General features: G+C 62.2%; 21 protein-coding genes. 11 read left to right on the top strand and 10 right to left on the bottom strand.

Going from position 1 to position 20,563, the window contains the following annotated elements:
* Together VFB05_RS03505 and VFB05_RS03510 are read left to right on the top strand one after the other, a co-directional pair.
* Window positions 1-1,665, top strand: a 1,665-nt coding sequence (locus VFB05_RS03505) for a secretin N-terminal domain-containing protein (protein ID WP_325008831.1), incomplete at its 5' end; no start/stop codon positions are given.
* On the top strand, window positions 1,631-2,125 hold the full coding sequence (locus VFB05_RS03510) for a tetratricopeptide repeat protein (protein ID WP_325008833.1): 495 nt from the start codon (window positions 1,631-1,633) through the stop codon (window positions 2,123-2,125). The genes VFB05_RS03505 and VFB05_RS03510, both read left to right, overlap by 35 nt.
* 6 nt (window positions 2,126-2,131) lie before the next feature.
* Here VFB05_RS03510 and dctA read toward each other — a convergent pair whose 3' ends face one another.
* The 6 genes from dctA to VFB05_RS03540 all read right to left on the bottom strand — a co-directional run bounded on the left by dctA (window position 2,132) and on the right by VFB05_RS03540 (window position 8,573).
* On the bottom strand, window positions 2,132-3,490 hold the full coding sequence (gene dctA, locus VFB05_RS03515; protein ID WP_325008835.1) for a C4-dicarboxylate transporter DctA: 1,359 nt from the start codon (window positions 3,488-3,490) through the stop codon (window positions 2,132-2,134).
* A gap of 110 nt (window positions 3,491-3,600) precedes the next feature.
* Window positions 3,601-4,767 (bottom strand): zinc-dependent alcohol dehydrogenase, encoded by a 1,167-nt coding sequence (locus tag VFB05_RS03520; protein WP_325008838.1) that lies wholly within the window; start codon window positions 4,765-4,767, stop codon window positions 3,601-3,603.
* A 29-nt stretch (window positions 4,768-4,796) separates the two neighbouring features.
* Window positions 4,797-5,627, bottom strand: a complete 831-nt coding sequence (locus VFB05_RS03525; RefSeq protein ID WP_325008840.1) for an IclR family transcriptional regulator — start codon at window positions 5,625-5,627, stop codon at window positions 4,797-4,799.
* 149 nt (window positions 5,628-5,776) lie between these two features.
* Entirely contained in the window at window positions 5,777-7,231 is a 1,455-nt protein-coding gene (locus VFB05_RS03530; RefSeq protein ID WP_325008843.1) for a TRAP transporter large permease subunit, read from the bottom strand.
* Complete coding sequence (locus tag VFB05_RS03535) at window positions 7,231-7,722, bottom strand: TRAP transporter small permease subunit (RefSeq protein WP_325008845.1); 492 nt, start codon at window positions 7,720-7,722, stop codon at window positions 7,231-7,233. Before VFB05_RS03535 ends, VFB05_RS03530 begins: the two co-directional genes overlap by 1 nt.
* Before the next feature lie 110 nt (window positions 7,723-7,832).
* Complete coding sequence (locus tag VFB05_RS03540) at window positions 7,833-8,573, bottom strand: crotonase/enoyl-CoA hydratase family protein (protein WP_325008847.1); 741 nt, start codon at window positions 8,571-8,573, stop codon at window positions 7,833-7,835.
* Between the two features lie 76 nt (window positions 8,574-8,649).
* Here VFB05_RS03540 and VFB05_RS03545 point away from each other — a divergent pair, with 76 nt between their 5' ends.
* Entirely contained in the window at window positions 8,650-9,231 is a 582-nt protein-coding gene (locus tag VFB05_RS03545) for a TetR/AcrR family transcriptional regulator (protein ID WP_325008849.1), read from the top strand.
* A 15-nt stretch (window positions 9,232-9,246) separates the two neighbouring features.
* Here the strand turns inward: VFB05_RS03545 and VFB05_RS03550 are convergent, their stop codons facing one another.
* On the bottom strand, window positions 9,247-9,633 hold the full coding sequence (locus VFB05_RS03550) for a RidA family protein (RefSeq protein ID WP_325008852.1): 387 nt from the start codon (window positions 9,631-9,633) through the stop codon (window positions 9,247-9,249).
* 198 nt (window positions 9,634-9,831) lie between these two features.
* On the opposite strand from VFB05_RS03550, the gene VFB05_RS03555 reads away from it, so the two are divergent.
* From VFB05_RS03555 to VFB05_RS03570, 4 genes are all read left to right on the top strand, one after another.
* Entirely contained in the window at window positions 9,832-10,863 is a 1,032-nt protein-coding gene (locus VFB05_RS03555) for an ABC transporter substrate-binding protein (protein ID WP_325008854.1), read from the top strand.
* Between the two features lie 16 nt (window positions 10,864-10,879).
* On the top strand, window positions 10,880-12,319 hold the full coding sequence (locus VFB05_RS03560; RefSeq protein WP_325008857.1) for an amidohydrolase family protein: 1,440 nt from the start codon (window positions 10,880-10,882) through the stop codon (window positions 12,317-12,319).
* Between the two features lie 314 nt (window positions 12,320-12,633).
* Window positions 12,634-14,043, top strand: a complete 1,410-nt coding sequence (locus VFB05_RS03565; protein ID WP_325008859.1) for an MFS transporter — start codon at window positions 12,634-12,636, stop codon at window positions 14,041-14,043.
* 88 nt (window positions 14,044-14,131) lie between these two features.
* Window positions 14,132-14,884 carry a GntR family transcriptional regulator gene (locus tag VFB05_RS03570; RefSeq protein WP_325008861.1) on the top strand — a complete coding sequence of 251 codons (753 nt, stop codon included), beginning with the start codon at window positions 14,132-14,134 and terminating at the stop codon, window positions 14,882-14,884.
* Here the strand turns inward: VFB05_RS03570 and VFB05_RS03575 are convergent, their stop codons facing one another.
* Window positions 14,885-15,994 (bottom strand): Zn-dependent alcohol dehydrogenase, encoded by a 1,110-nt coding sequence (locus VFB05_RS03575; RefSeq protein ID WP_325008864.1) that lies wholly within the window; start codon window positions 15,992-15,994, stop codon window positions 14,885-14,887.
* A gap of 27 nt (window positions 15,995-16,021) precedes the next feature.
* The gene (locus VFB05_RS03580; RefSeq protein WP_325008866.1) at window positions 16,022-16,339 is read right to left on the bottom strand and encodes a DUF6166 domain-containing protein; all 318 of its coding nucleotides are present in this window, start codon (window positions 16,337-16,339) and stop codon (window positions 16,022-16,024) included.
* A 99-nt stretch (window positions 16,340-16,438) separates the two neighbouring features.
* On the opposite strand from VFB05_RS03580, the gene VFB05_RS03585 reads away from it, so the two are divergent.
* The 3 genes from VFB05_RS03585 (at window position 16,439) to VFB05_RS03595 (ending at window position 17,974) form a co-directional block, all read left to right on the top strand.
* On the top strand, window positions 16,439-17,230 hold the full coding sequence (locus VFB05_RS03585; protein WP_325008868.1) for a sterol desaturase family protein: 792 nt from the start codon (window positions 16,439-16,441) through the stop codon (window positions 17,228-17,230).
* 3 nt (window positions 17,231-17,233) lie between these two features.
* Window positions 17,234-17,611 (top strand): hypothetical protein, encoded by a 378-nt coding sequence (locus VFB05_RS03590; RefSeq protein WP_325008871.1) that lies wholly within the window; start codon window positions 17,234-17,236, stop codon window positions 17,609-17,611.
* 192 nt (window positions 17,612-17,803) lie between these two features.
* Complete coding sequence (locus VFB05_RS03595) at window positions 17,804-17,974, top strand: hypothetical protein (protein ID WP_325008873.1); 171 nt, start codon at window positions 17,804-17,806, stop codon at window positions 17,972-17,974.
* 84 nt (window positions 17,975-18,058) lie between these two features.
* Here VFB05_RS03595 and VFB05_RS03600 read toward each other — a convergent pair whose 3' ends face one another.
* A complete protein-coding gene (locus VFB05_RS03600) occupies window positions 18,059-19,555 on the bottom strand; it encodes an aldehyde dehydrogenase family protein (RefSeq protein WP_325008875.1) in 1,497 nt (498 codons plus the stop codon).
* Window positions 19,556-19,838: 283 nt separating this feature from the next.
* Here VFB05_RS03600 and VFB05_RS03605 point away from each other — a divergent pair, with 283 nt between their 5' ends.
* Window positions 19,839-20,558: an enoyl-CoA hydratase/isomerase family protein gene (locus VFB05_RS03605; RefSeq protein ID WP_325008877.1), complete on the top strand. Its 720-nt coding sequence runs from the start codon at window positions 19,839-19,841 to the stop codon at window positions 20,556-20,558.
* The last annotated feature ends 5 nt before the right edge of the window (window positions 20,559-20,563 follow it).

Here is a 20,563-nt window from a genome sequence, read left to right on the forward strand (position 1 = left end):
CGAACCGCCGTCGAAACTGCGGAGAGTTTCGATGTCGACTGGATGCGGGGACAGTCGATCGGCATCTACCCAGTCGCCAACAGCGGCCCCGAGCCGATCATCGCCGAACTCGAAAAGATCGTCGACTCCGGCGAAAACGGCCTGAACCAGAACCTGGTCAAACTGCAACCGGTGGCCCGGCTCAACGCGATCATGGTGGTGACCAAGAAGCCGGGCCTATTGAAGAACGTCGAAACCTGGATCAGGCGTCTGGACCGCTCGGACTCAACAAGGACCAGCGTCCACGTCTACAAGGTGAAATACGGCGATGCGAAACAGATCGCCCGCGTGCTGACCGACATGTTCGGCGGCGGATCGCAGAACTCAAGCCTGCTCGACAGCGCCGACAACCAGATTGCGCCCGGATCAGGGACGACGAGCGCGGGAGACCGCCTTTCGCTCAACGCCGCCAGCAATGCGAACGTCAACAACACCTCTTCGCCATTGGGCGCAGCTTTGAACGCGCGCGGAAATTCCGGCAGCAGCTCGGGATTCGGCGGAACGAACAACAGCGCGAATGGCGGCAATCTAGGCCAGCTCGACAAGGGCAATGGTACCGGCGCGAGCGGACAGGGTATCCTGCAAAATGTCCGGATCACGCCTGACGTCGCCAACAATGAGCTTCTGATCTACGCCGACACGGGCAACTACAAGATCATTGAATCGGCGCTGCGGCAGGTCGATCAGCCGCAGTTGCAGGTCGCCATCAACGCCACGATCGCCGAAGTCGACCTCACCGACGAACTCCAGTTCGGCGTTCAATTCTTCCTGACCAGCCACGCACTGGGACTACGGCCCGACCAGGGGTCCCTCCTCAACAGCACTGGGACGACGGCGACAACGATACCGTCGGCATCGACCACCGCGACGGCAGCGACAACAGCGGCTACGACAACCGCGACAACGGCGGCGAGCGCCGTCGCCACCACGACTGCCACCAACTTGCTCAGCCGCACGGTGCCAGGATTCAATTTCCTGGTCGGCCAGGAAGCCCAGCCGGCCATGGTCCTCACCGCCTTGCACAACGTTACGGGCGTGAAGGTGTTGTCGACCCCGTCGATCGTCGTGGTCAACAACCAGGCGGCGACGCTTCAGGTCGGCAACCAGGTTCCGATTTCGACCGGCAGCGCGACAGTGCTGACCGCCAACAACACTGTCGTCAACACCGTCGACTACCGCAACACCGGCATCATCCTGCACGTCGCCCCCCGCGTCAGCGCCGACGGCAATGTGAGACTCGACATCGAGCAGGAGATCTCAAGCGTCGTGCCCTCGACCAACGCGACCGCGAACTTGACCCCGACCATCCAGGAGCGAAAGGTCAAAAGCCAGATTTCCGTCGCCAACGGACAAACGGTGCTGCTCGCCGGCCTGATCCAGGACCAGAAGAACGAGAACAGAAGCGGCATACCCCTGCTTGATCAGATCGAGGGGCTGGGCAACGCGTTCTCGAACCAGGACAACACGAAGTCACGGACGGAGCTGATCATCTTCATTCGTCCGCAAATTATTCGCGACAGTATGGACGCGCATACGGTCGCCGAAGAACTTCGTACCAAGTTGCGCGGTACCGTCAGCGCGAGTGCGCCCTATGCTCAAAGCATCAACGACCACGATCACCGCTAGGACCCTGCCGGCACTCGCGCTGGTGTTTGCCTGCGTCACCGCCACCGGCAGTTTCGCGGGACAGCGGGAGAACATCTGGATCCCCCATGAGGGAGACCCCATTGTGGTGTCGCACGGAAGCCCCCGAGCGACGGGACAACTCGGCTTCCGCTACGAAAACGGTTTTGGCGTGCCGCAGAATTATACCGCGGCCGCCGGTCTCTACTGGCAGGCGGCCGAGCAAGGCGATCCCTTTGCACAAGCCCACCTGGGTCTCAGTTACGACAGGGGCCACGGCGTACAGAAAGACCTTATCCTTGCTTATAAATGGCTCGACCTTGCGACCGCGAGGGCCTCACGGCGCGATCGCGCCTTCTATCAGAGACTTCGAGATGGGGTCGCCGAGAAGATGTCGCTGCCTCAGGTCGCCGAGGGCCAGCGACAGGCCTTGATCTGGGCGGCGAACTGGGCGGGTCGCTAAGCGGCGTCAAGTCCGCTCGCCCGACACACTGGCAGCTTCCGCAAATCCAGCCTGCAATTCCGCGTGCGCCGTCGGCATGTCGACGCCGTCGACCCAGCGCCCCACCACAAGCGTCGCAATGATGTTGGACGTCAGGTTGGTTGCCGCGCGCATTTGCGCCATGAAGCGGTCGGCGCCGAGCAAGAGCGCAATGCCGGCGACCGGCACCGCATCGACCACCGGCAGCGTCGCAGCCAGCGCGATGAAGCCGCCGCCGGTCACGCCCGCCGCGCCCTTGGATGTGAACAACATCACGAACAGCACGCTCAATTGATGCCAGATCGACAGGTGCACATTGAAGGCGTGCGCCAGAAACAGCACCGACATCGTCATGTAGATCGCGGTGCCATCCATGTTGAGGGAAAATCCGCCGGGCATCACCAGCCCGACGACATCCCTGGATACGCCCAGTCTCTGCAGCTTCTGCATCGAACGCGGCATCATGGCTTCCGCCGAGGTTGCGACGAAGACGAACAGGATCTCGTCCTTGAAATAGTTCAGCACGCGAAAGATGCCGAAGCCGGAAAGCCGCAGGAATCCGCCAAGCACGATCAGCACAAACAGGATGCAGACGATATAAACCGACGCCACGAGCTGACCGAGATCGAGCAAGGTCCGCAGGCCGTATTTCCCGACCGTGAACGCCATCGCACAAAGCGCCGCGACCGGCGCGACGTGCATGATGATCCGCACCATGCCGAACAGCGCAGACGACGCGGACTCGAGGAAGGCCACCACCGGCTTGCCCTGGTCCTTCGAGAGACTCAAGCCGAACCCCAGCAGCACCGCCAGAAAAAGAACAGGCAGGATATCGCCCTTGACGAAAGGTTCGACAAAGGAATTCGGGACGATCGAGAGCAGGAATTCCACAAGGCCGGTGTCCTTGGCCGACTTCGCGTAACTTTCGACCAGTTTCGGATCGAAAGCGGCGGCGTCCGCATTGAGCCCCATCCCAATCTGCCAGACGTTACCGACGATCATCCCGATAGCGAGCGCGAGCGTCGAGGCGACCTCGAAATAGATCAGCGCCTTGACGCCGACATTGGCGACATGGCGGATATCGCGCATATGGGCGATGCCAAGCGCAATGGTGGTGAAGATGATCGGACCGACGACGACCTTGATCGCCTTCACAAAAGCGTCGGCGAAAGGTTTCAGGCTGACCGAAAAGTTCGGCGCGATGTAGCCGAGCGCCGCGCCGAGAACGACCGCGACGATCACCTGAACGTAAAGCCTGCGATAGAACGGCACGCTCGCCGTTTTCGCACCGACCTGTTGGAGCGCTGGTGTGGCGGAGGACGGACGGTCGATTTCGAACGCGGTCATCGCTTTTCCTCCACATACCCGGCACAAGACGGACCTGGGCGATAGGACTTGGGCGACAGGGCCGCGCCGTGCTTACCGCGAAATCATCTCTCGCCTTATCAGGTAGCGACCTATTCCGCGGCAACGCGGTTGAGGGCGGCGTGACCGTGGGTCTTGACCACGACCTTGATCGCATCCTCGATGCGTTCGCGGGCATATTTCAGCGCGGTCGGCAGATCCTCCAGCGCGAAGGTGTGGGTGTGCACCTTGGTCGCATCGAAGCGCTTCTGCGCCATGAAGGCTTCGGCCCGGTGGGTCGCGCTCTTGCCTTCGCCGCGGATGCCGAAGACATAGATATTGTTGCGCACGATGTGGGCGATATCGACCTCGGCCGGCTTGCCCGGAAAGGCCGTAAGACAGATGCGGCCGCCGCGATTGACCATGCGCGCGGCTTCGTTGACGGCTTCGGGCGCGCCGGAACATTCGACCACATAGTCGACGCCCTTGCCGCCATTGAGCTTGCGCACCGCCGCCACCGGATCTTCCTTTTTGGCATTGATGACGTAGTCGGCGCCGAGTTCCTTGCCGATCTGAAGGCGATTGTCGCGCGTACCGGTCAGGATCACCGGATGGGCGCCGAGCGCTTTCGCAACCGCCACGCCTAACAGTCCGATCGGACCGGGACCGGTCACGACGACGCTCTCGCCGGCAACAAGACCGCCAAGCTCGGTCAGGCCATACATCGCCGTGCCGGCGGTGACGACCAGCGTCGCCTCCTCGTCCGACATCTCGTCGGAAATCGGCACCAGCGTATTGATGTTGTTGACGGCGTATTCGGCAAATCCGCCGTCCGTCGTAAAGCCGTTGGCGCGGTGGCCCTTATCGACCTCGCCGTAGTTCAGTCCGTAGTTATGGCAGGCCGTGTACATGCCCTCGCGGCAACGCTTGCACTGGCCGCATCCGGCATGGATTTCAACGGTGACGCGCTGCCCGATCCGGTATTCGTCGACGCCCGGACCGAGCGCCACCACCGTGCCCATATATTCGTGGCCCGGCGTAAAATTCTTGTTGAAGGGCTGGCCACCCTGAATCAGCGCGGGCGGGCCGTGGTGAATGATCTCGAGGTCGGTCGCACAGATCGCGACCGCGTCGATGCGCACGAGAACCTCGGCCCGCTTCGGCACCGGCACGGGCTTGGTGGTCAGCGTCAACTGATCGGGATCGCCCAGCACCCAGGCCCGCATCGCGTCTGGAATCGGAAAGTCGGGCGACGTCTTGACGTTGTCGGGCTGCGGCATCTTTTCACTCCTGAAGGCTTATTGTTTTTCTATTCCGCCGCCATGCTCTTGGCTGTCCCCCGCAGGATAGCGCCGGGCGCGCCGAGCTCGATCGACAGTTCGTCGGCGGCCGCAATCAAATGAACCTTCATCTGCTCGATATATTCCGGAGTGGAGCGAAAGGCGGGCGATGAGACGCTGATCGAGCCAACGACCGCGCCGGCATGGTCGCGAATAGCCGCACCAAGACAGATCACGCCCGGGCGAAACTCCTCGCGATCGAGCGCATAGCCGTTGCGGCGAACAAGCCGCAGATGTTCTTTCAGTTCATCCAGATCGGTGATCGTGTTGGGCGTGAAGGCCGTCAGCCCCTTGTCCGCGACGATGCGGTCGAGTTCGGTCGGCGGCAGCCAGGCCAGGATGGCCTTGCCGGTCGCGGTCGCATGCGCGGCATTGGCGTTGCCGCCAAAACCGGCCTCGACACGAACCGCATGCCGCGCCTCGCGACGCAGGATGTGGACGAGGTTGGTATCCTGCATGATCGCAAGCTGGACGGCTTCGCGCGTCTGATCGTTCAACCGGTCGACAAAGCTCTGCGCCCGCCGCGGCAGGTCGACCTGGCGCAGGCACGCGGCGCTGAGGTGCAGAATTCGCGAGCCCAGAACATAGCTGCGGCTGTTGATGCCGCGCGCGACGTAACCCCAATTGTGCAAGGTCGAGATCAGGTGATGGCAGGTTGAAACGTTGAGGCCAGCCGAGGCTGCGATTTCCGTCAGCTTGGCTTCGCCGCCGGCATCGGCCATGACATCGAGAATCAGGAAAGCGCGATCGAGCGCCTGGATACCACCGTGATCGCGTCCCATCGGCGGACGCGCCGGCATGATGCCTCGTCTCTCATTCGCTCTGTCGGACGACATTGGCGTCAATTCTCCCGGCCCATGTTTTCCGTAATAGGGCCTGTTCCGCAGGGCGAAAGCAATCTAATTTTCACATGACGATTTTGAATTTCATTAGATGAAAGATATTTGCGTCACCGGCGGTCTGAACCCGTGCCGGCTTCCGGCTCCGGCGGCCTGAGCATCTCATTGAGACGCCTGTTGAATTCCTCGTCCGACAGCGCGGCGGGAGCCGCGCGGGAGTTTTCCTCCGGCGCCTTTCCCGGATGCGTCAACGCCGGGAAGAACAGGACGGCGAGCAGCAGCAACCATTGCGCGGCGAGAAACGGCGCCAGCGCACGCAGGAAAGCGCGGAACTCGACGTGCTCCTTCAGCACGCCGCGCACCATCATCAGCGCATAACCGAAAGGCGGCAGCAGAAAGCTCGACTGCAAGGTCAAGAGCACCAGCACCGCGACCCATCGCGCATCGGCGACTCGGATCAGAAGCGGCGGAATGACGATCGGAACGATGACGAAGATAATTTCGAAAGCGTCGAGCACGAATGCACTGACGGCGATGAGGCCAAGCACCACGGCAACAGCAGTGACATCGCCGCCGGGAATCGACGAGACGATTTCGCTGACGAGATCGGCCGTGCCGAGCAGCCTCAGAACCATGGTGAACGTGGTTGCCGCGAGCAGCAGTGAAAACAATGCACCCGTCAGTGCAATGGCATCGCCGAGAAGCTCGCTCAGCACCTTCCTGGGGAGGCGCCCCGAAACGAGGCCCGCCACCAGAAGCGCGAAGGCGCCCATCGCCGCAGCCTCGACGGCATAGAAATAGCCGAGCGCGACGCCGCCGAGCAGAACCAGCAGGAAAGTGAGCGCGACAACCGCGATCCATCCTTGCGCAGCCGAAAGCCGCGCCCGCTCCGGCAGCTTTGTCGCGCCGCGCCCAACAAGCCCCGATAGCCCAAGGCACAGCAGCAGGAAGATCCCGCCCGGCAACAGCGCCGCGTGAAAGATGTCCTGCGTGTTGACGACGCGGTCGGTGCGACCTGTTGCGGTAACTGCGATGGTGTGGGCGGACAGCATCGCGTCACTCAGGAGAATGAGGACCAGCGACGGCGGCACCAGAACGCCAAGCGTGGAGGCGACGGCGACGATGGCATGGCGATGCGGCGCGGTGATGCCTTCCGCCGCAAGCCGCGGCGCAACCACGCGCGACAGCGCCAGCACGCTGGCGCCGACCGATCCGTTCATCGGCCCGAGCAGCGCGCCAAGCAGCATGCCAGAGGCCAGCGGCGCTTGAGGTTTGCGCGGAAGCACGGATTGCGTTGCCCGATAGAGCGCATCCGCAATAGGCAGACGATCGAGCAAAAGACCCATCGTCACGTAAAGCGGCAGGGCTTGGAGCACATCGCTTTCAAGCAGATTGATCAGACGGGTTGGAAGCGCCCATAGCGTCGCGAGGTCGATGGCGCCTGCCGCAACACCGACGCACGCGCCGAAACCTGCCAACATCATCAAGACGACCGCGGCCGGCAGACCGGTCGAAATGATGCCCGCGCCGACCATGAGCAGGAGCGCAATGCCGAACCAGGCCATCACACATCGTCCGCGGATCGAGGCCGAAAAATATCGAGCAGCGACTGGCCAAGGATCAGGATCGTCATCGCCCATAATGCAAGCTTGATCAGGAAATAACCTCCGTTGCCGCTGTCCTGAAACGACTCGAGATCACGGAGACTGGATGCGACCGTCGATCTGCTGGCGATCAGGACGAACAAGGCCCAGGGCAACAGACCAAGCGCGCTCCCGAGCCGAGCCAAACGTTGCCGGACGCGCGCGGAAATGCGCCGGGCCAGCAGATCGGCGGCGAGATGTGTATGCGCGCGCGTTGCCGCCGTGACGCTCACCGCCACAAAAAACGCAAACACCACCTGGCCGAGATCGTTGGCCTCGCGCGAAAAGGCGCGTAACAGCTCCCGCAGCGGCCATTGCAGGAATAGCAACACGATCAAGGGCAGCGCGAGCCATTTGGCGGCCGCCACGACATGGCCGATCAAGCGGTCGAGACCGCGCAACAGTCCGATCACCGCGCCCCCCAGCGTTACGCACGCCGTACCGGCGCGCAAGCTAACGTGGCGCGGCCCTGCTCGTCCTGTCAATGACGGCGGTCTTCCAGGACGAGTGCCTGATCGCGGTGCTAACCCGGCACCGCCACGGCGGCGCGCGCCTGGGCGCTGGCTCGATAAGCCGCCATCGTCAGTTCGCGGTCGATCGCCTCGCGCATCGCATCCATCGTCGCCTGCCGCAGCCGCCTCTTGGCGGTGGCATGCGAAGGCTGGTGGATCGCGCGAACGGCGGCGACGATCTTCTCGAGTTCCGCATCGATCGCCTCCGGTGACACAACACGATCGAGCAACCCTGCGACGAGCGCGTCGTCCGGTTCGTACATCTCGCCAGTCGTTACGGTGCGGCTCAGCCACGATGGATGAAGGCGCGAACGCGCGAGTTCGATCGCAAAACCGGGCGGCGCAATGCCGATCGCGACCTCGTTCAACCCCATCCGGTACGGACCTCGCGCGCCCAATCTGACATCGCACGACAAGAGCAGGAATGTTCCCATTGGATAGGCATGGCCTTCCATCACGCCGATCGTCGGCAGCGGAAACGCCATCAGGCGCAGGGCCAGTTCGGCACCGGCCCTCACCATCTCGAGGCTTTTCTCGACGTCACCGGCCGCGAAGATCTTCAAGTCGAAGCCGGCCGAAAAAATGCCAGGCCGCGTCGAGCGCAGCACAACCACCTCGGCACTCCTTTCTGCCCGTTCCAGCGCGGACGCGATGTCGGCGAGCATGGCGACCGACATGACGTTGACCTTGCCGTCATCGAGCAGGATCGAAGCGACCCCTTCCCGTTCGACATAGCTCACCCGCGTCTGCATCCGCCGCTCCCGTTGTTGACGGCTTGACTGTGAGAGGCTGATGTAGACCAATCAATATAATCTCAAAGGAGGAACCATGCCCGCGATCGCAAAACACCGGCAGCCGATCATCAACACGGCGGTGACCCTGTTCCGGCGACAAGGCTATTCGCGCACCGGGCTCAACGAGATTGTCGACGTCAGCGGCGCGCCGAAGGGCTCGCTCTATCACTACTTTCCACTCGGAAAATCCTCGATTGCGGTCGCCGCCGTCAAAGAGGCCGGCAGCCGCGTTGCCGCAACCCTGACCAAGCTCGTGGAGGAATGCCGCTCGACCGGCGACGTGCTGCGGCGCCATGCGGAGCTGCTCTCGGGATGGATGCGGGCTTCCGGCTTTCGCGACGGCTGCCCCATCACCACCGTCTTGCTTGAACTCGCTCCCGGCGATCGCGACGTGACCGAAGCCGGCCGCTCGGCCTATCGGACGCGCGTATCGATCCTGGCGGACAAGCTTGTAGCGGACGGCTTTCCGCGTCCGCGCGCCGATGCCTTGGCGGTGCTCTGCACGTCGGCGCTTCAGGGCGCGCTGATCCAGGCGCGGGTCGAGCGCAGCGGCCGCCCTCTCGAAATCACCGCTACTGAGCTGGCGCGCCTGCTCGACAAGGCGGCCGCAGGCTGACGTACCGGAAATTCGTCAATCAGGCCGTCTGCAAACGAGATCGATCTCGATCAGCGCATCATAAGCAAGACCGGTGACGCCGACGCAGGTGCGGGCCGGCAGCCGGCCGTCCGGAAAATAGCCGCGATAGGTTTCGTTCATCGCGGCATAGTCTTCCTTGAAGCGGGTCAGATAGATCCGCGACATCACGATATGTTCGAGGCCGAGGCCAAGGCCGGCCAGCACGATCTTCAGGTTCGCCATCACGGCATGCGTCTGCGCGACGATCCCGTCAGGCAATACGCCGGGCGTCTCCGGGCGATCCGGCATCTGTCCGGTGACAAAAACAAAGCCGTCGGTTTCGACAGCATGACTGAATGGCGCGACCGGCTTCGGGCCGCCGGGGATCATATGAAATTTCAAGCTGTCGTCCTCATGTTGCAGACCGGGTTAGTGATCGAATACGCTGTTATGCGAGAACACGCCAAGCCATTCCTTGAGTGGTGAGCTGTTCTTGGGCGCGTGCTCCAAAACGGGCACGCTTGCAAATAATTTAGTCACCTGCGCCGACGGTAGCGGGATTACTGCTTCCATCAGACTTTACCCGAGAAGAGAGCCCGAATGATCAAGTGGATAGCCGCCGCAGCCTTGACGGTGAGTTTGGTGGCGGCGCCTGCGTACGCAGAAACGCCGGTGACCAAAATCAGGTTCACGCTCGACTGGAAGATCCAGGGCATTCATGCCTGGTTTTACTGGGCGAAGGCGAAGGGCTACTTCAAGGCCGAGAACCTCGACGTGACAATCGACCAGGGCGAAGGTTCGGCTGCGACCGTGACCCGCATCCTGTCCGGCGCCTACGATGCCGGCTTCGGCGACGTCAATGCGATCATTCAGAATGCGGCGACGCGGCCCGCGGAAACGCCCGTTATGGTCTACATGATCTACAGCAAGGCGCCGTTCGCGCTGCTGGCCAAGGCCGAGGGCCCTCTCAAGTCGCTGAAAGATCTGCCCGGGACAAAAATCGGCGCACCCGCCGGCGCCGCGGCGCTCAAGCTGTTGCCGGTGCTTTCCAAGAACAACCAGATCGATTACGCGAGCCTCAGCATCCTGCAGGTCGCGCCGAACTTGCAGGAGCAGATGCTGTTGCAAGGCCAGGTCGATTCGATCGCTGTGTTCAGCGCCACCAGCTACATGAACCTCGTCTCGCTCAGGCGCGACCCGGACAAGGAATTTCGCTGGTTCTTTTACGCCGATCACGGAATCGATCTCTACTCGAACGGCGTCATGGTCTCGCCAAAGCTCGCCCACGAAAAGCCGGAAGCCGTCAAGGGGCTGTTGCGCGCGATCAACCGCGCGCTTCATGAGACGGTTGGCGATCCCAAGGCCGCGATCGATCTTCTCGCGAGCGAAGAGCCCTTGCTGAACAAGGACATCGAAATGCGCCGCCTCACCTATGTCTACGGCTCGCTGATCGACACGGCGGAGGCGCGAGAACTCGGCATTGGCGACGTCAACGATTCCAGGCTGAAATCCTCAATCGGAATCATCTCCACCGCTTTCGAGCTGGCGAAGCAGCCGGACGCCGCGCAGGTTTTCGATCATGGCTTTCTGCCGCCCAAGGCAGATCGATTGCCGACGACAATCAAAAACTGAGATAGCGGGACTTGCGATGCGCCAGATCGATTGCGCCTATCTGCTCACCGGCAAAGGCGTTCGGACCAATCAGACGATTGCGATCGACGGCGACCGCGTCAGTGCGCTCCGCCCCAGCGCGGGAACAGAAAGACCGCGCCTGCTGGCGATGCCGGCACTGGTCAACGCCCATGACCATGGCCGCGCCGTGCGCACCAGTTCGATCGACGCCAGCGGCAAGCCGCTGGAAGCCTGGCTGCAATATCTGGCGTTGTTTCCTGCCATCGATCCTTATCTCGCCGCCGCCGTGTCGCTCGGCAACAGTGCGCTCGGCGGCGCCGGGGTCGTCATGGTGCATTACACGCGCGCGCAAGGCTTGACGGACTTGCCGACCGAAGTGGCCGAAGTGGCGCGAGCGGCTCGCGACGTCGGCGTGCGCGTCGGTTTTGCGGTTTCGATGAAAGATCGCAATCCGATCGGCTACGGCCCACCCGGACCGCTGCTTGACGCCCTGCCGGAAGCGGCGCGCAACGAGATTGTCAGCCGTTTCGTTCGTAGCCCACCAGCGCCGAAGGATTACATCAAGCTGGTCGACGATGTGGCCGCGGCCGCCGACGGTCCGCACTTCAATGTGCAATACGGCCCCAACGGCGTGCAGTGGTGCAGCGACGCGCTGCTCAAGGCGGTTGCTGAGGCGTCAGCCCTGTCCGGGCGTCGGGTTCACATGCATCTGTTCGAAACGCGCTATCAGCGTGGCTATCTCGATCAGCTCTATGACGGTAACGCCGTCAAATTCCTGGATTCGATCGGCCTGCTGTCGGAGCGCCTGACGCTGGCGCATTGCGTGTGGGCACGGCCGGACGAACTGGAACTGCTCGCTGCACGCGGCGTGACGATTTCGACCAATTCAAGCTCGAATTTGAAGCTGCGCTCGGGCGTGGCGCCGGTCGCAAAGATGCTCGGCTGCGGTTGCCGCGTGGCGATGGGGATCGATGGCGGCGCACTCGATGACGACGACGATATGCTGCGCGAGCTTCGCCTCACCCACCTGCTCCATCTCGGTTCGGGTTTCACGCCCAAAGTGAATGAAAGCGATATGCTTTCCGCGGCCGCAAAGACAGGCCGCTTATCGGTGACCAATTCGGCCGAAGGCGGCGTTCTCGAAGCGGGCGCGCCAGCAGATCTCCTGCTGCTCGACTATGACGCACTCGACGACGACAACCTTCGCGACGACCTCGATCCGGTGAATCTCGTCTTCGCCAGGGCGACCGCGCGTCACATATCTGAACTTATCGTCGCCGGGCGAACCATCGTCAGGGATCACCGCGTGCTCGGCATCGATCTCGAAGCCGCGCGCCGGGAGGTCGTGCTTCGCATGAAGGCCGGTCAGCCGGCGATGGCCTCGTTCGCGGCGGCGCTGTCGCATCTGGATCGCGCCATGGCTGCCCAAATGGAGCGCCAGTTCAGCTGCAGCTAGTGTCCCGATTCCGAAGTTCGTATCATTTTTCGGAGCCACGTTTCGAACTTCGGAATCGAAAGGACACTTGCTAACCTATTATTCTAGTGCGGCTTTGGTTCAGAAGTCCGCATGATGAACCCGCGGCACAAATGATGCCGACTTCTGAACCGCACACTAGCGCGTGCACTGCAAACCGGCACTCCCCAACACTCTGAACAGCTGAACTAGCGCAAAACTCGTCCACCGAGGCTAACGGGCGTGCGCATCCGGCTTGTAGAAATGTCACTCATATGTCAGACATATGCAAAAATGATAATCAACGGGAGGGGTTCATGAGCACTTTGACGACGGGCGGCTCGATCGAATTGCCGCGATCCGCAGCCGGCAGCGCCGCAGGCGCCGCGCAAACGGCGGCGATCGCTGCGCGGCTGGAACGGCTGCCGCTGACGTCCTATCAGCGCGGCCTGTTTGCGATCATCGCCACCGCCTGGTTCTTCGACAGCATGGACTTGGGCGCGTTGACCTTCGTGCTCGGCCCCATCAAGCAAACCTTCGGTCTCTCGACCGCAGAAACCGGCCTGCTCTCCAGCATGAGCTTTGTCGGCATGTTCGTTGGCGCCGCAAGCGCCGGACTGCTCGCCGATCGCTTCGGGCGCACGCGGGTGTTTCAGGTCAGCATGATCTTCTGGGGGCTGGGCAGCATCCTCTGCGGTCTGGCGCCGACGGTGCAAACCCTTGGCGCCGCGCGCATCCTGCTCGGCTTCGGCATGGGCATGGAATTCCCCGTCGCGCAGTCGATGGTGTCGGAGATCATTCCGGCCGGACAGCGCGGCCGCTACATCGCGCTGCTGGAAGGCTTCTGGCCGCTCGGTTTCATTTGCTCGGGCTTGCTTGCCTTTGCGGTGCTGTCGGTCGCCGACTGGCACTGGGTCTTCATCCTGCAAGGCATCCCCGCGATCTTCGTGCTGGTCGTGCGCCGTTACGTGCCGGAGTCGCCGCGCTGGCTTGCCAGCCACGGTGATGCGGCCGGCGCCGAGCGCGTGATGTCGGAGATCGAGCAGAAGGTTTCGCAGCGGCTCAATGGCGCGAAGCTGCCCGCTCCTGCTCCCGAAAAGATCGAGACCGCGCGCACGTCGCAAGGACTGGCGACGCTGTTCTCGGCCGGCTATGGCCGTCGCACCGTCATGCTGTGGTGCCTGTGGTTCTTTGCGCTGCTTGGCTTCTACGGTCTCACCACCTGGCTCGGCGCGTTGCTTCAGGCCAAGGGCTTTCCGGTCACCAAATCCGTCTACTACACCATCCTGATCTCGCTCGCGGGCATTCCGGGATTTCTGACTGCGGCCTGGATGATCGAAGCGCTCGGGCGCAAGACCACATTGATCGGGGCCCTGCTGGGCGCTGCGATCGCCTGCTACTTCTATGGCGGCGCGACCGACCAGACCCAACTGATCGTCGCCGGCCTCTGCATGCAGTTCTGTTCCTTCGGCATGTGGTCGGCGCTCTACGCCTATACGCCGGAACTATACCCCACGCATGTCCGCGCGACCGGCACCGGTTTTGCGTCGGCGGTCGGGCGGATCGGCTCGCTGATCGGACCGTCGGTGATCGGCTTTATCCTGCCGGCGGCGGGACAATCCGGCGTCTTCGCCCTCGGCGCCGGAGCCTTTACCTTGGCCGCCCTCGTCGTTCTCGTCCTCGGCGAAGAAACCAGGGGACGGACGCTCGAAAGCATCTCGCATTGAGGTGGAAACGCCGCGGCCACATGGATTGACCTTGTGGCCGCGCCTGCAATATCCCTCCTTAGCAAGCAGCGAGGGAGAGTCGGACTAAATGGCCGCGCAGAGACAGACCGGGCGGGCCAGCGCGATCAAGCCCGCTGCGCCCAAAATTTCGGCCGGGCCCTCGAAGACCGAGCGGCGCGCGGTGGAATCCGTCGGAGCCGACGATCCCGAAACCCTAACCGACCGCGCCTACCGGATGGTCGAGGAATTGATTGTCACGCTCGCGCTGCCGCCGGAAACCATTCTTTCCGAACAATCGTTGGCGGCGCGTCTCGGGATCGGCCGCACCCCGATCCGCGAAGCGTTGCAGCGCCTCGCCCGCGATGGCCTCGTCGTCATCCTGCCGCGGCGAGGCATTCTGGTGTCGCAGATCAATCTGAAAACGCAGATGCGGTTGCTCGAAGTGCGCCGTGAGCTCGAACGCTTGATGGCCAAAGGCGCAGCGGAGCGCGCAACGCCGGAGGAAACCGCTTCGTTTGCGGCGATCGCCCGCGACATGCGCCGCGCGTCGGATGAGAGCGACGACATGACCTTCATGCGGCTTGATCGCCAATTCAACGAACTGGTCAGCCAGGCGGCACGGAACGAATTCGCCTCCCGCGCGATGGGCCTGATGCACGGGCTGTCGCGCCGCTTCTGGTATCAGCACTATCGCGAATCTGGCGATCTTCCATTATCGGCGCGGCTGCACGCCGAAGTAGCGGAAGCCATCGCCAGGCGCAATCCGGATGCCGCCGGCAAGGCTTCCGACCGCCTGATCGACTATATCGAGAGTTTTACGCGCAAGACGATCGAGGCGTAACTAGAAGACGACCACGCTGCGGATGGCTTCGCCGCGCTTGAGCGCCGCAAAGCCCTCATTGACCTGATCGAGCGAAATGCGTGCGGTGATGAGATCTTTCAAATTCAACCGGCCTTCGAGCGCAGCGCGTGCCAGCATCGGGAAATCGCGCAGGGGTCGCGCGCCGCCATAACTGGAACGGCGGATGCGCTTTTCCTGCATCAACGAACCCCAGCGGAAAGCAACGTCTTCGTTCACGTCGGTCTTGCCGAGCCAGATCACCTCGCCACCCGGCCGGACCGCTTCGCTGGTCAATCGGAAAGCGCGCGGGCTGCCGGCCGCTTCCAGGACGACATCGGCCCCTCGCCCGTTGGTCAGCCGTCGCACGGCATCCGCGACGTCCTCCTTCGCCGCGTTGACAACATGGGTCGCGCCAAGTTTTTGCGCGAGACGCAGCTTGTCGTCGGCAAGATCGACAGCGATCACGGTCTCCGCGCCCGCCATTCGCGCGCCCTGAACGGCCGCAAGTCCGACCGCGCCGCAGCCGATCACCATCACGGCATCGCCGTACTGGATCGAGGCGATATTCAGCGCCGCGCCCACCCCGGTCATCACGCCGCAACCGATCAGGCACGCCTGCTCGAACGGCAGCTCCTTCGGAATCACAATCGCCTGCTGCGCCGGCACGATGCAATATTCGGCGAGCGCGCCGAGATACATCAGATGCTTCAGCTCGCGGCCGTCGCGCAAGCGGGCGCGGCTCGCGCCGTCGAACTGCACGGCAAGCGGCGCCTGGCTCAGATAGCTCTCGCAAAGAATTGGCAGATCGCGGTCGCAATAGAAGCAATGCCCACAATGCGGATTCCACGACAGCACGACGTGATCGCCAACTTTGACGCCGCGCGCCTCACGCCCGACCTGCTCGACGACGCCTGCGGCCTCATGGCCGAGGATGATCGGCATGGGATTGCGCAAGGAACCGTCGATTACTTCCAGATCGGTGTGACAGAGCCCGGCCGCCCTGATGCGAACGAGCACGTCGTTCGGCGCGAGATCGGTTGCCTCAACCGTTTCGATCGAAAGCGGCGATTTCGGCGCGTGAAGAACGGCGGCCTTGTAATTGAGCCCCACCAGATAATCCCCGGCTGACGATTTCAGTCAGGACGCGGCGCGCAGCGTGCCGCCGCGAAGCGCTGATATGGCAGCATCGATATCGGCCGACGTCATCTCCCACTCATTGTCGAAATTGGCGACGATCCCCTTCATGAACGGTTCGACAAGCGCCTTCGCCGCGGCGGCATCGCCCAGATGTTCCGCTAGAATTGCCAACGCGAGCTGCCGGGGCTCCGGCCCCTCGTAGCTCCACTCGAATCCGTTGGCGGTATAGCTGACGATATCAAGCCTTTGATCGAGTGGCCGGTCATCGACCCAGGCCTTGACGCCGTCGATGGTGCGATCGCCGCTAAATTTCTTCATGGACAGACCCTCCGAGCCAGCTTGCGGCTTTGATAGATTAGTGATATATCAGACTCCAGACGCGATGTCATCGCCGAATTTCGACAGGATAGGACCGCCATGGAACTCGCATCGACCCCCATGTCCGATCGCCAGCGCCGCTACCGCGAGACATACCGTGAGCGGGTCGCCGGATGGTACAATGGCTGGCTGCACGTTTTCATCATCTATGTGATCGGCTTCACCGCCCTCTACATCTATCTGGCGAACGTGCACGACCTGCGGGCGTGGGAGCTTCTGATCATCCCGGTCGCTTTCCTCGGTGCCAATTTCTTCGAGTGGTGGATCCATCGCTACGTCATGCACCGCCCGTCCCAGGTCAAGGCGTTCCGCGCGATCTACAACCGGCACACCTTGATGCATCACCAGTTCTTTACCGAAAAGGAGATGCGCTTTGCCGATCACTTGGACTGGCGCGTGACCTTCTTCCCGCCTTACGCGCTCGCGACCTTCACGCTGATGTCGATCCCGCTCGCGATCATCGCCGGCTGGATCATCTCGCCGAATGTCGGCTGGCTTTTGATCGCCACCACCACCTCGATGTACCTGATCTACGAGTTCATGCACTTCTGCTGCCATGTCGACGAGAACTGGTTCGTGGCCAACATGCCGATGGTGAATACGCTGCGCCGTCATCACACCGCCCACCATGATCAATCGATCATGATGGAGCGCAACATGAACCTGACCTTCCCGATCATGGACTGGGTGTTCGGCACCTCCGACCTCAACCGCGGCCTGCTCGGCACCCTCTTCAACGGCTACGAGACGCGCTTCATCAAGACCGACATGCGCAAGACAGCGCGCACGCCGAAGATCGATCCCCAAATTCACTCGGTTCCGGCCGAGTAGCCTATGCAGAACGCGGTCGAACCCAACGGGCTGGCGCTTGCTCTGTTCGCGGCGACATTTGCCGCGAGCTGCCTCAGCTTCTTTACCCTGGCCGGCATGTTTCCTGTCCGCGCGCGGCCGCTCCCCATCGCAGGCTCCATCGGCAATCTGCTCGTGGTATTGAATCTGGCGTTGCTGGCTGCGCTTCTCGGGGGCGTGATGCTGTACGCGCACGAAACGCTGCGCTGGACCTCCGTGGTCGTCGCCGGCGGCCTGATCTTCCTGTTCATACCGTCGGTTTTCGAAATCATCCCGAATGAATGGCGGGACAGTCGCGGCGGTCTCCTCGTTCTCGGCGCCTTGCAACTCGTCTCGCTGGCGCTGATAGTGGAGCGGATTTGACACTCGCTATCCCGTAGCCGGGAATGCGCAAAGCGAATGTCAAATCCAAAGCTCCACTAGAAACTTATTTTTGCTAGTGGTCCTTTGATTCTAACATTTGCAAAAGTACGAGCCACGCCGGGATGCAAATGTTGGAATCGGACCACTAGTTACCCCGCTTCATAAATTATCCGTCCTGTAAGGAGCACGACCATGCCCTTCCCGATCAAGACCGCACTCTCGATCATCGTGCTGCTTGTTGCGCTCGCGGCTTACTTCTACCAGGACTCGATTGGCATGCATGGGCCGAAGATCGCGATCCTGTTTCTCGCGCCGTTCATGGTGATCGCGATGTGGATCTTCCCCGAGGTCAAGCGGAATTAGACGTGAGGCCGATGAGCGGCCTCAAATAGAAAAGTGGCGGCCCAAGCCGCCACTTTTGCTTTTGAGTTTGAGTTCGAGACGGACTCAGGCCGTCTTGACCCAAACGGCCTTCACGTTGAGGTACTCTTCGACATGCTGTTTGCCGGACTCCCGGCCGTAGCCGCTCATCTTGTAGCCGCCAAAGGGCACGGCCGGGTCCATCGCCTGGTAGCAGTTCACCCAGACAGAACCCGCGCGCAACGCTTTCGCGACCTGATGCGCCTTGCTGACGTTGGTGGTCCACACGCCTGAGCCGAGACCGAATGTCGTGGCATTGGCGCGCTTGATCAGGTCGTCCGTGTCCTTGAACGAGATCGCTGAAATCACGGGCCCGAAGATTTCCTCCTGCGCGATCCGCATATTGTCCTGCACGTTGGCGAACACCGTGGGCGGCACGAAATAGCCCTTTGACAACGCGCCTTCGGTCAGCCTTGCGCCGCCGGCGAGCGCTCTCGCGCCTTCCTTCTGGCCGATCTCGAGATAGCCCGACACGCGCTCCAGCTGCTGCTGCGACACCAGCGGCCCGATCTGCGTGTTCGGATCAAGCCCGTTGCCGACATTGAGCTTCCTGCCGAATTCGGCGACGCGGGCAACGAATTCGTCATAGATCTTGCCCTCGACAAAGAGGCGCGTGCCCGCGCTGCAAATCTGGCCCGAGTTGGCGAACACCGCCATTGCCGCACCCGGCACCGCTGCGTCGAGATCGGCATCGGCGAACACGATGTCGGGCGATTTGCCGCCGAGTTCGAGCGACACGCGCTTGAGGTTGCCGGCCGACGCACGCACGATCGACTGTCCCGTGACATGCGAGCCCGTGAAGGCGACCTTGTCGACGCCGGGATGCGAGGCGAGCGCAGCGCCCGCGGTCTCGCCATAGCCCGGCACGACGTTGACGACACCGGCGGGAATGCCGGCCTCCATGCAGAGCTCGGCGAGCCGCAGCGAGGTCAGCGGCGCCTCTTCGGCGGGCTTCAGCACCACGGTGCAACCGGTCGCAATCGCAGGGCCAATTTTCCAGACGCTGGCGCCAAGCGGACCGTTCCAGGGAATGATCGCGCCGACAACGCCGATCGGTTCTTTCAGGGTGTAGGAGAAGATTTCGCCCGGCAGCGAGTTCTCGATGGTCTCGCCATGGATCGCGGTCGCCTGCCCTGCGTAATAGCGAAGCATGCCGAGCACGCGCAGCTTGTTGCCGCGGGTGCGGCTGATCGGCGCGCCCATGTCGAGCGTGTCGAGCTGCGACAGTTCCTCGAAATGCTTCTCGACGAGATCGGCGAGTTTCAGAAGCAGGTTCTGCCGCTCGAACGGCTTGACCTTGCTCCACGGTCCCTCAAAGGCACGGCGCGCGGCGGCGACCGCGCGGTTGATATCCTCGGCATCGCCCTCGGCAACCGTCGCCAGCAGCTCGCCGGTGGCCGGATTGAGCGTCTCGAATTTCTTGCCCGATGCCGCATCGACCCATTGGCCGTCGATCAGCATCTTCTTGTAGGAACCGTCGGCATAAGGATGGCGGGTGATCGGAATTGCCTGCGAAACAGCCATTATCTTCCTGTCCTTCCCTTGATAGCTCCGCGTCGTGCGGGCCTCGATTTCGTTATTTCCATTATTTTATAATGACGGTCCGAGACCGTAAAGCGACGGCGCCGATGCGCTTCACGATGCCTGTCATGCAGAAGAACCGGGGCCGTCACATCAATGCGGGAAGCCAGATGTGAAGGCCGCAACCTTGAGGTAGCGTGACAAACGGATTGAGAGGCTGTTACACAGTCCTTTCTTTCCGGCTCGCCAAAGAGCCCAATCAAAAGCCAAAAGGGAGAATGCCATCATGGCGATCGAGATCAGTGCCCGGGGAAAGGGCGTTTCCGTTATCACCCTGGCAGGCCATGATGCCGGCAATTTCCTCTACACCCAGGATATTCTCGATCTGGCCGCAACGCTGACGACATGCGCCTCCGACAAGGAGTTGCGGGCGCTCGTGATCACCGGCCGCAACGGCATGTTTTGTGGCGGACGGATCGGCGCCAAGGGCCTGACGCGCGCCTCCGAAGTCGCCGAGGATCTCAATGCCATTGTGAAGGTGAATACGGCGCTGAATGCCTTGAGCGCTCCGGTCATCGCGGCGATAGAAGGCAAAGCCTTCGGATTTGGCTTCGGCATGACCGCGCAGGTCGATTACGCCGTCGCGGCTGACAGCGCGGTGTTTTCGTTGCCGGAAATGTCGCACGGGCTGCCGCCGCTGATCGTCTTCACCTATCTGTTTCGCTTCGTGCCCTACAAGCGCGCGTTCGAGCTTGCTGTCACCAGCCGGCAGATTTCGGCTGACGAAGCGCTGGAGGCCGGCATCCTCACCGACATTGTTCCGGCCGGCGGCGCGCTGAAACGCGCCCTCGAAGTCGCGGGTCAGATGGCCGCTTTCGACCCGAAGTCGATGAGCCTGCTTCGCAAGTTCGGCCGCGAGCAAGCCGAGGTGCATTCTAAGCAGATGAGCGAACATGCGGTCGCGCTGATGAGCGTTATGCTGGCCGAACGGAACGCCGCGCACTGAACCCG

Source organism: Bradyrhizobium sp. (assembly GCF_035652035.1).
GTDB lineage: Bacteria > Pseudomonadota > Alphaproteobacteria > Rhizobiales > Xanthobacteraceae > Bradyrhizobium.

Excerpts from the sequence above, each read along its gene's own strand:
- VFB05_RS03510 (WP_325008833.1), top strand. The coding sequence starts at position 1,631 with ATGCTCAAAGCATCAACGACCACGATCACCGCTAGGACCCTGCCGGCA.
- dctA (WP_325008835.1), bottom strand. The coding sequence starts at position 3,490 with ATGACCGCGTTCGAAATCGACCGTCCGTCCTCCGCCACACCAGCGCTC.
- VFB05_RS03520 (WP_325008838.1), bottom strand. The coding sequence starts at position 4,767 with ATGCCGCAGCCCGACAACGTCAAGACGTCGCCCGACTTTCCGATTCCA.
- VFB05_RS03525 (WP_325008840.1), bottom strand. The coding sequence starts at position 5,627 with ATGCCGGCGCGTCCGCCGATGGGACGCGATCACGGTGGTATCCAGGCG.
- VFB05_RS03530 (WP_325008843.1), bottom strand. The coding sequence starts at position 7,231 with ATGGCCTGGTTCGGCATTGCGCTCCTGCTCATGGTCGGCGCGGGCATC.
- VFB05_RS03540 (WP_325008847.1), bottom strand. The coding sequence starts at position 8,573 with ATGCAGACGCGGGTGAGCTATGTCGAACGGGAAGGGGTCGCTTCGATC.
- VFB05_RS03545 (WP_325008849.1), top strand. The coding sequence starts at position 8,650 with ATGCCCGCGATCGCAAAACACCGGCAGCCGATCATCAACACGGCGGTG.
- VFB05_RS03555 (WP_325008854.1), top strand. The coding sequence starts at position 9,832 with ATGATCAAGTGGATAGCCGCCGCAGCCTTGACGGTGAGTTTGGTGGCG.
- VFB05_RS03560 (WP_325008857.1), top strand. The coding sequence starts at position 10,880 with ATGCGCCAGATCGATTGCGCCTATCTGCTCACCGGCAAAGGCGTTCGG.
- VFB05_RS03565 (WP_325008859.1), top strand. The coding sequence starts at position 12,634 with ATGAGCACTTTGACGACGGGCGGCTCGATCGAATTGCCGCGATCCGCA.
- VFB05_RS03570 (WP_325008861.1), top strand. The coding sequence starts at position 14,132 with ATGGCCGCGCAGAGACAGACCGGGCGGGCCAGCGCGATCAAGCCCGCT.
- VFB05_RS03580 (WP_325008866.1), bottom strand. The coding sequence starts at position 16,339 with ATGAAGAAATTTAGCGGCGATCGCACCATCGACGGCGTCAAGGCCTGG.
- VFB05_RS03585 (WP_325008868.1), top strand. The coding sequence starts at position 16,439 with ATGGAACTCGCATCGACCCCCATGTCCGATCGCCAGCGCCGCTACCGC.
- VFB05_RS03590 (WP_325008871.1), top strand. The coding sequence starts at position 17,234 with ATGCAGAACGCGGTCGAACCCAACGGGCTGGCGCTTGCTCTGTTCGCG.
- VFB05_RS03595 (WP_325008873.1), top strand. The coding sequence starts at position 17,804 with ATGCCCTTCCCGATCAAGACCGCACTCTCGATCATCGTGCTGCTTGTT.
- VFB05_RS03600 (WP_325008875.1), bottom strand. The coding sequence starts at position 19,555 with ATGGCTGTTTCGCAGGCAATTCCGATCACCCGCCATCCTTATGCCGAC.
- VFB05_RS03605 (WP_325008877.1), top strand. The coding sequence starts at position 19,839 with ATGGCGATCGAGATCAGTGCCCGGGGAAAGGGCGTTTCCGTTATCACC.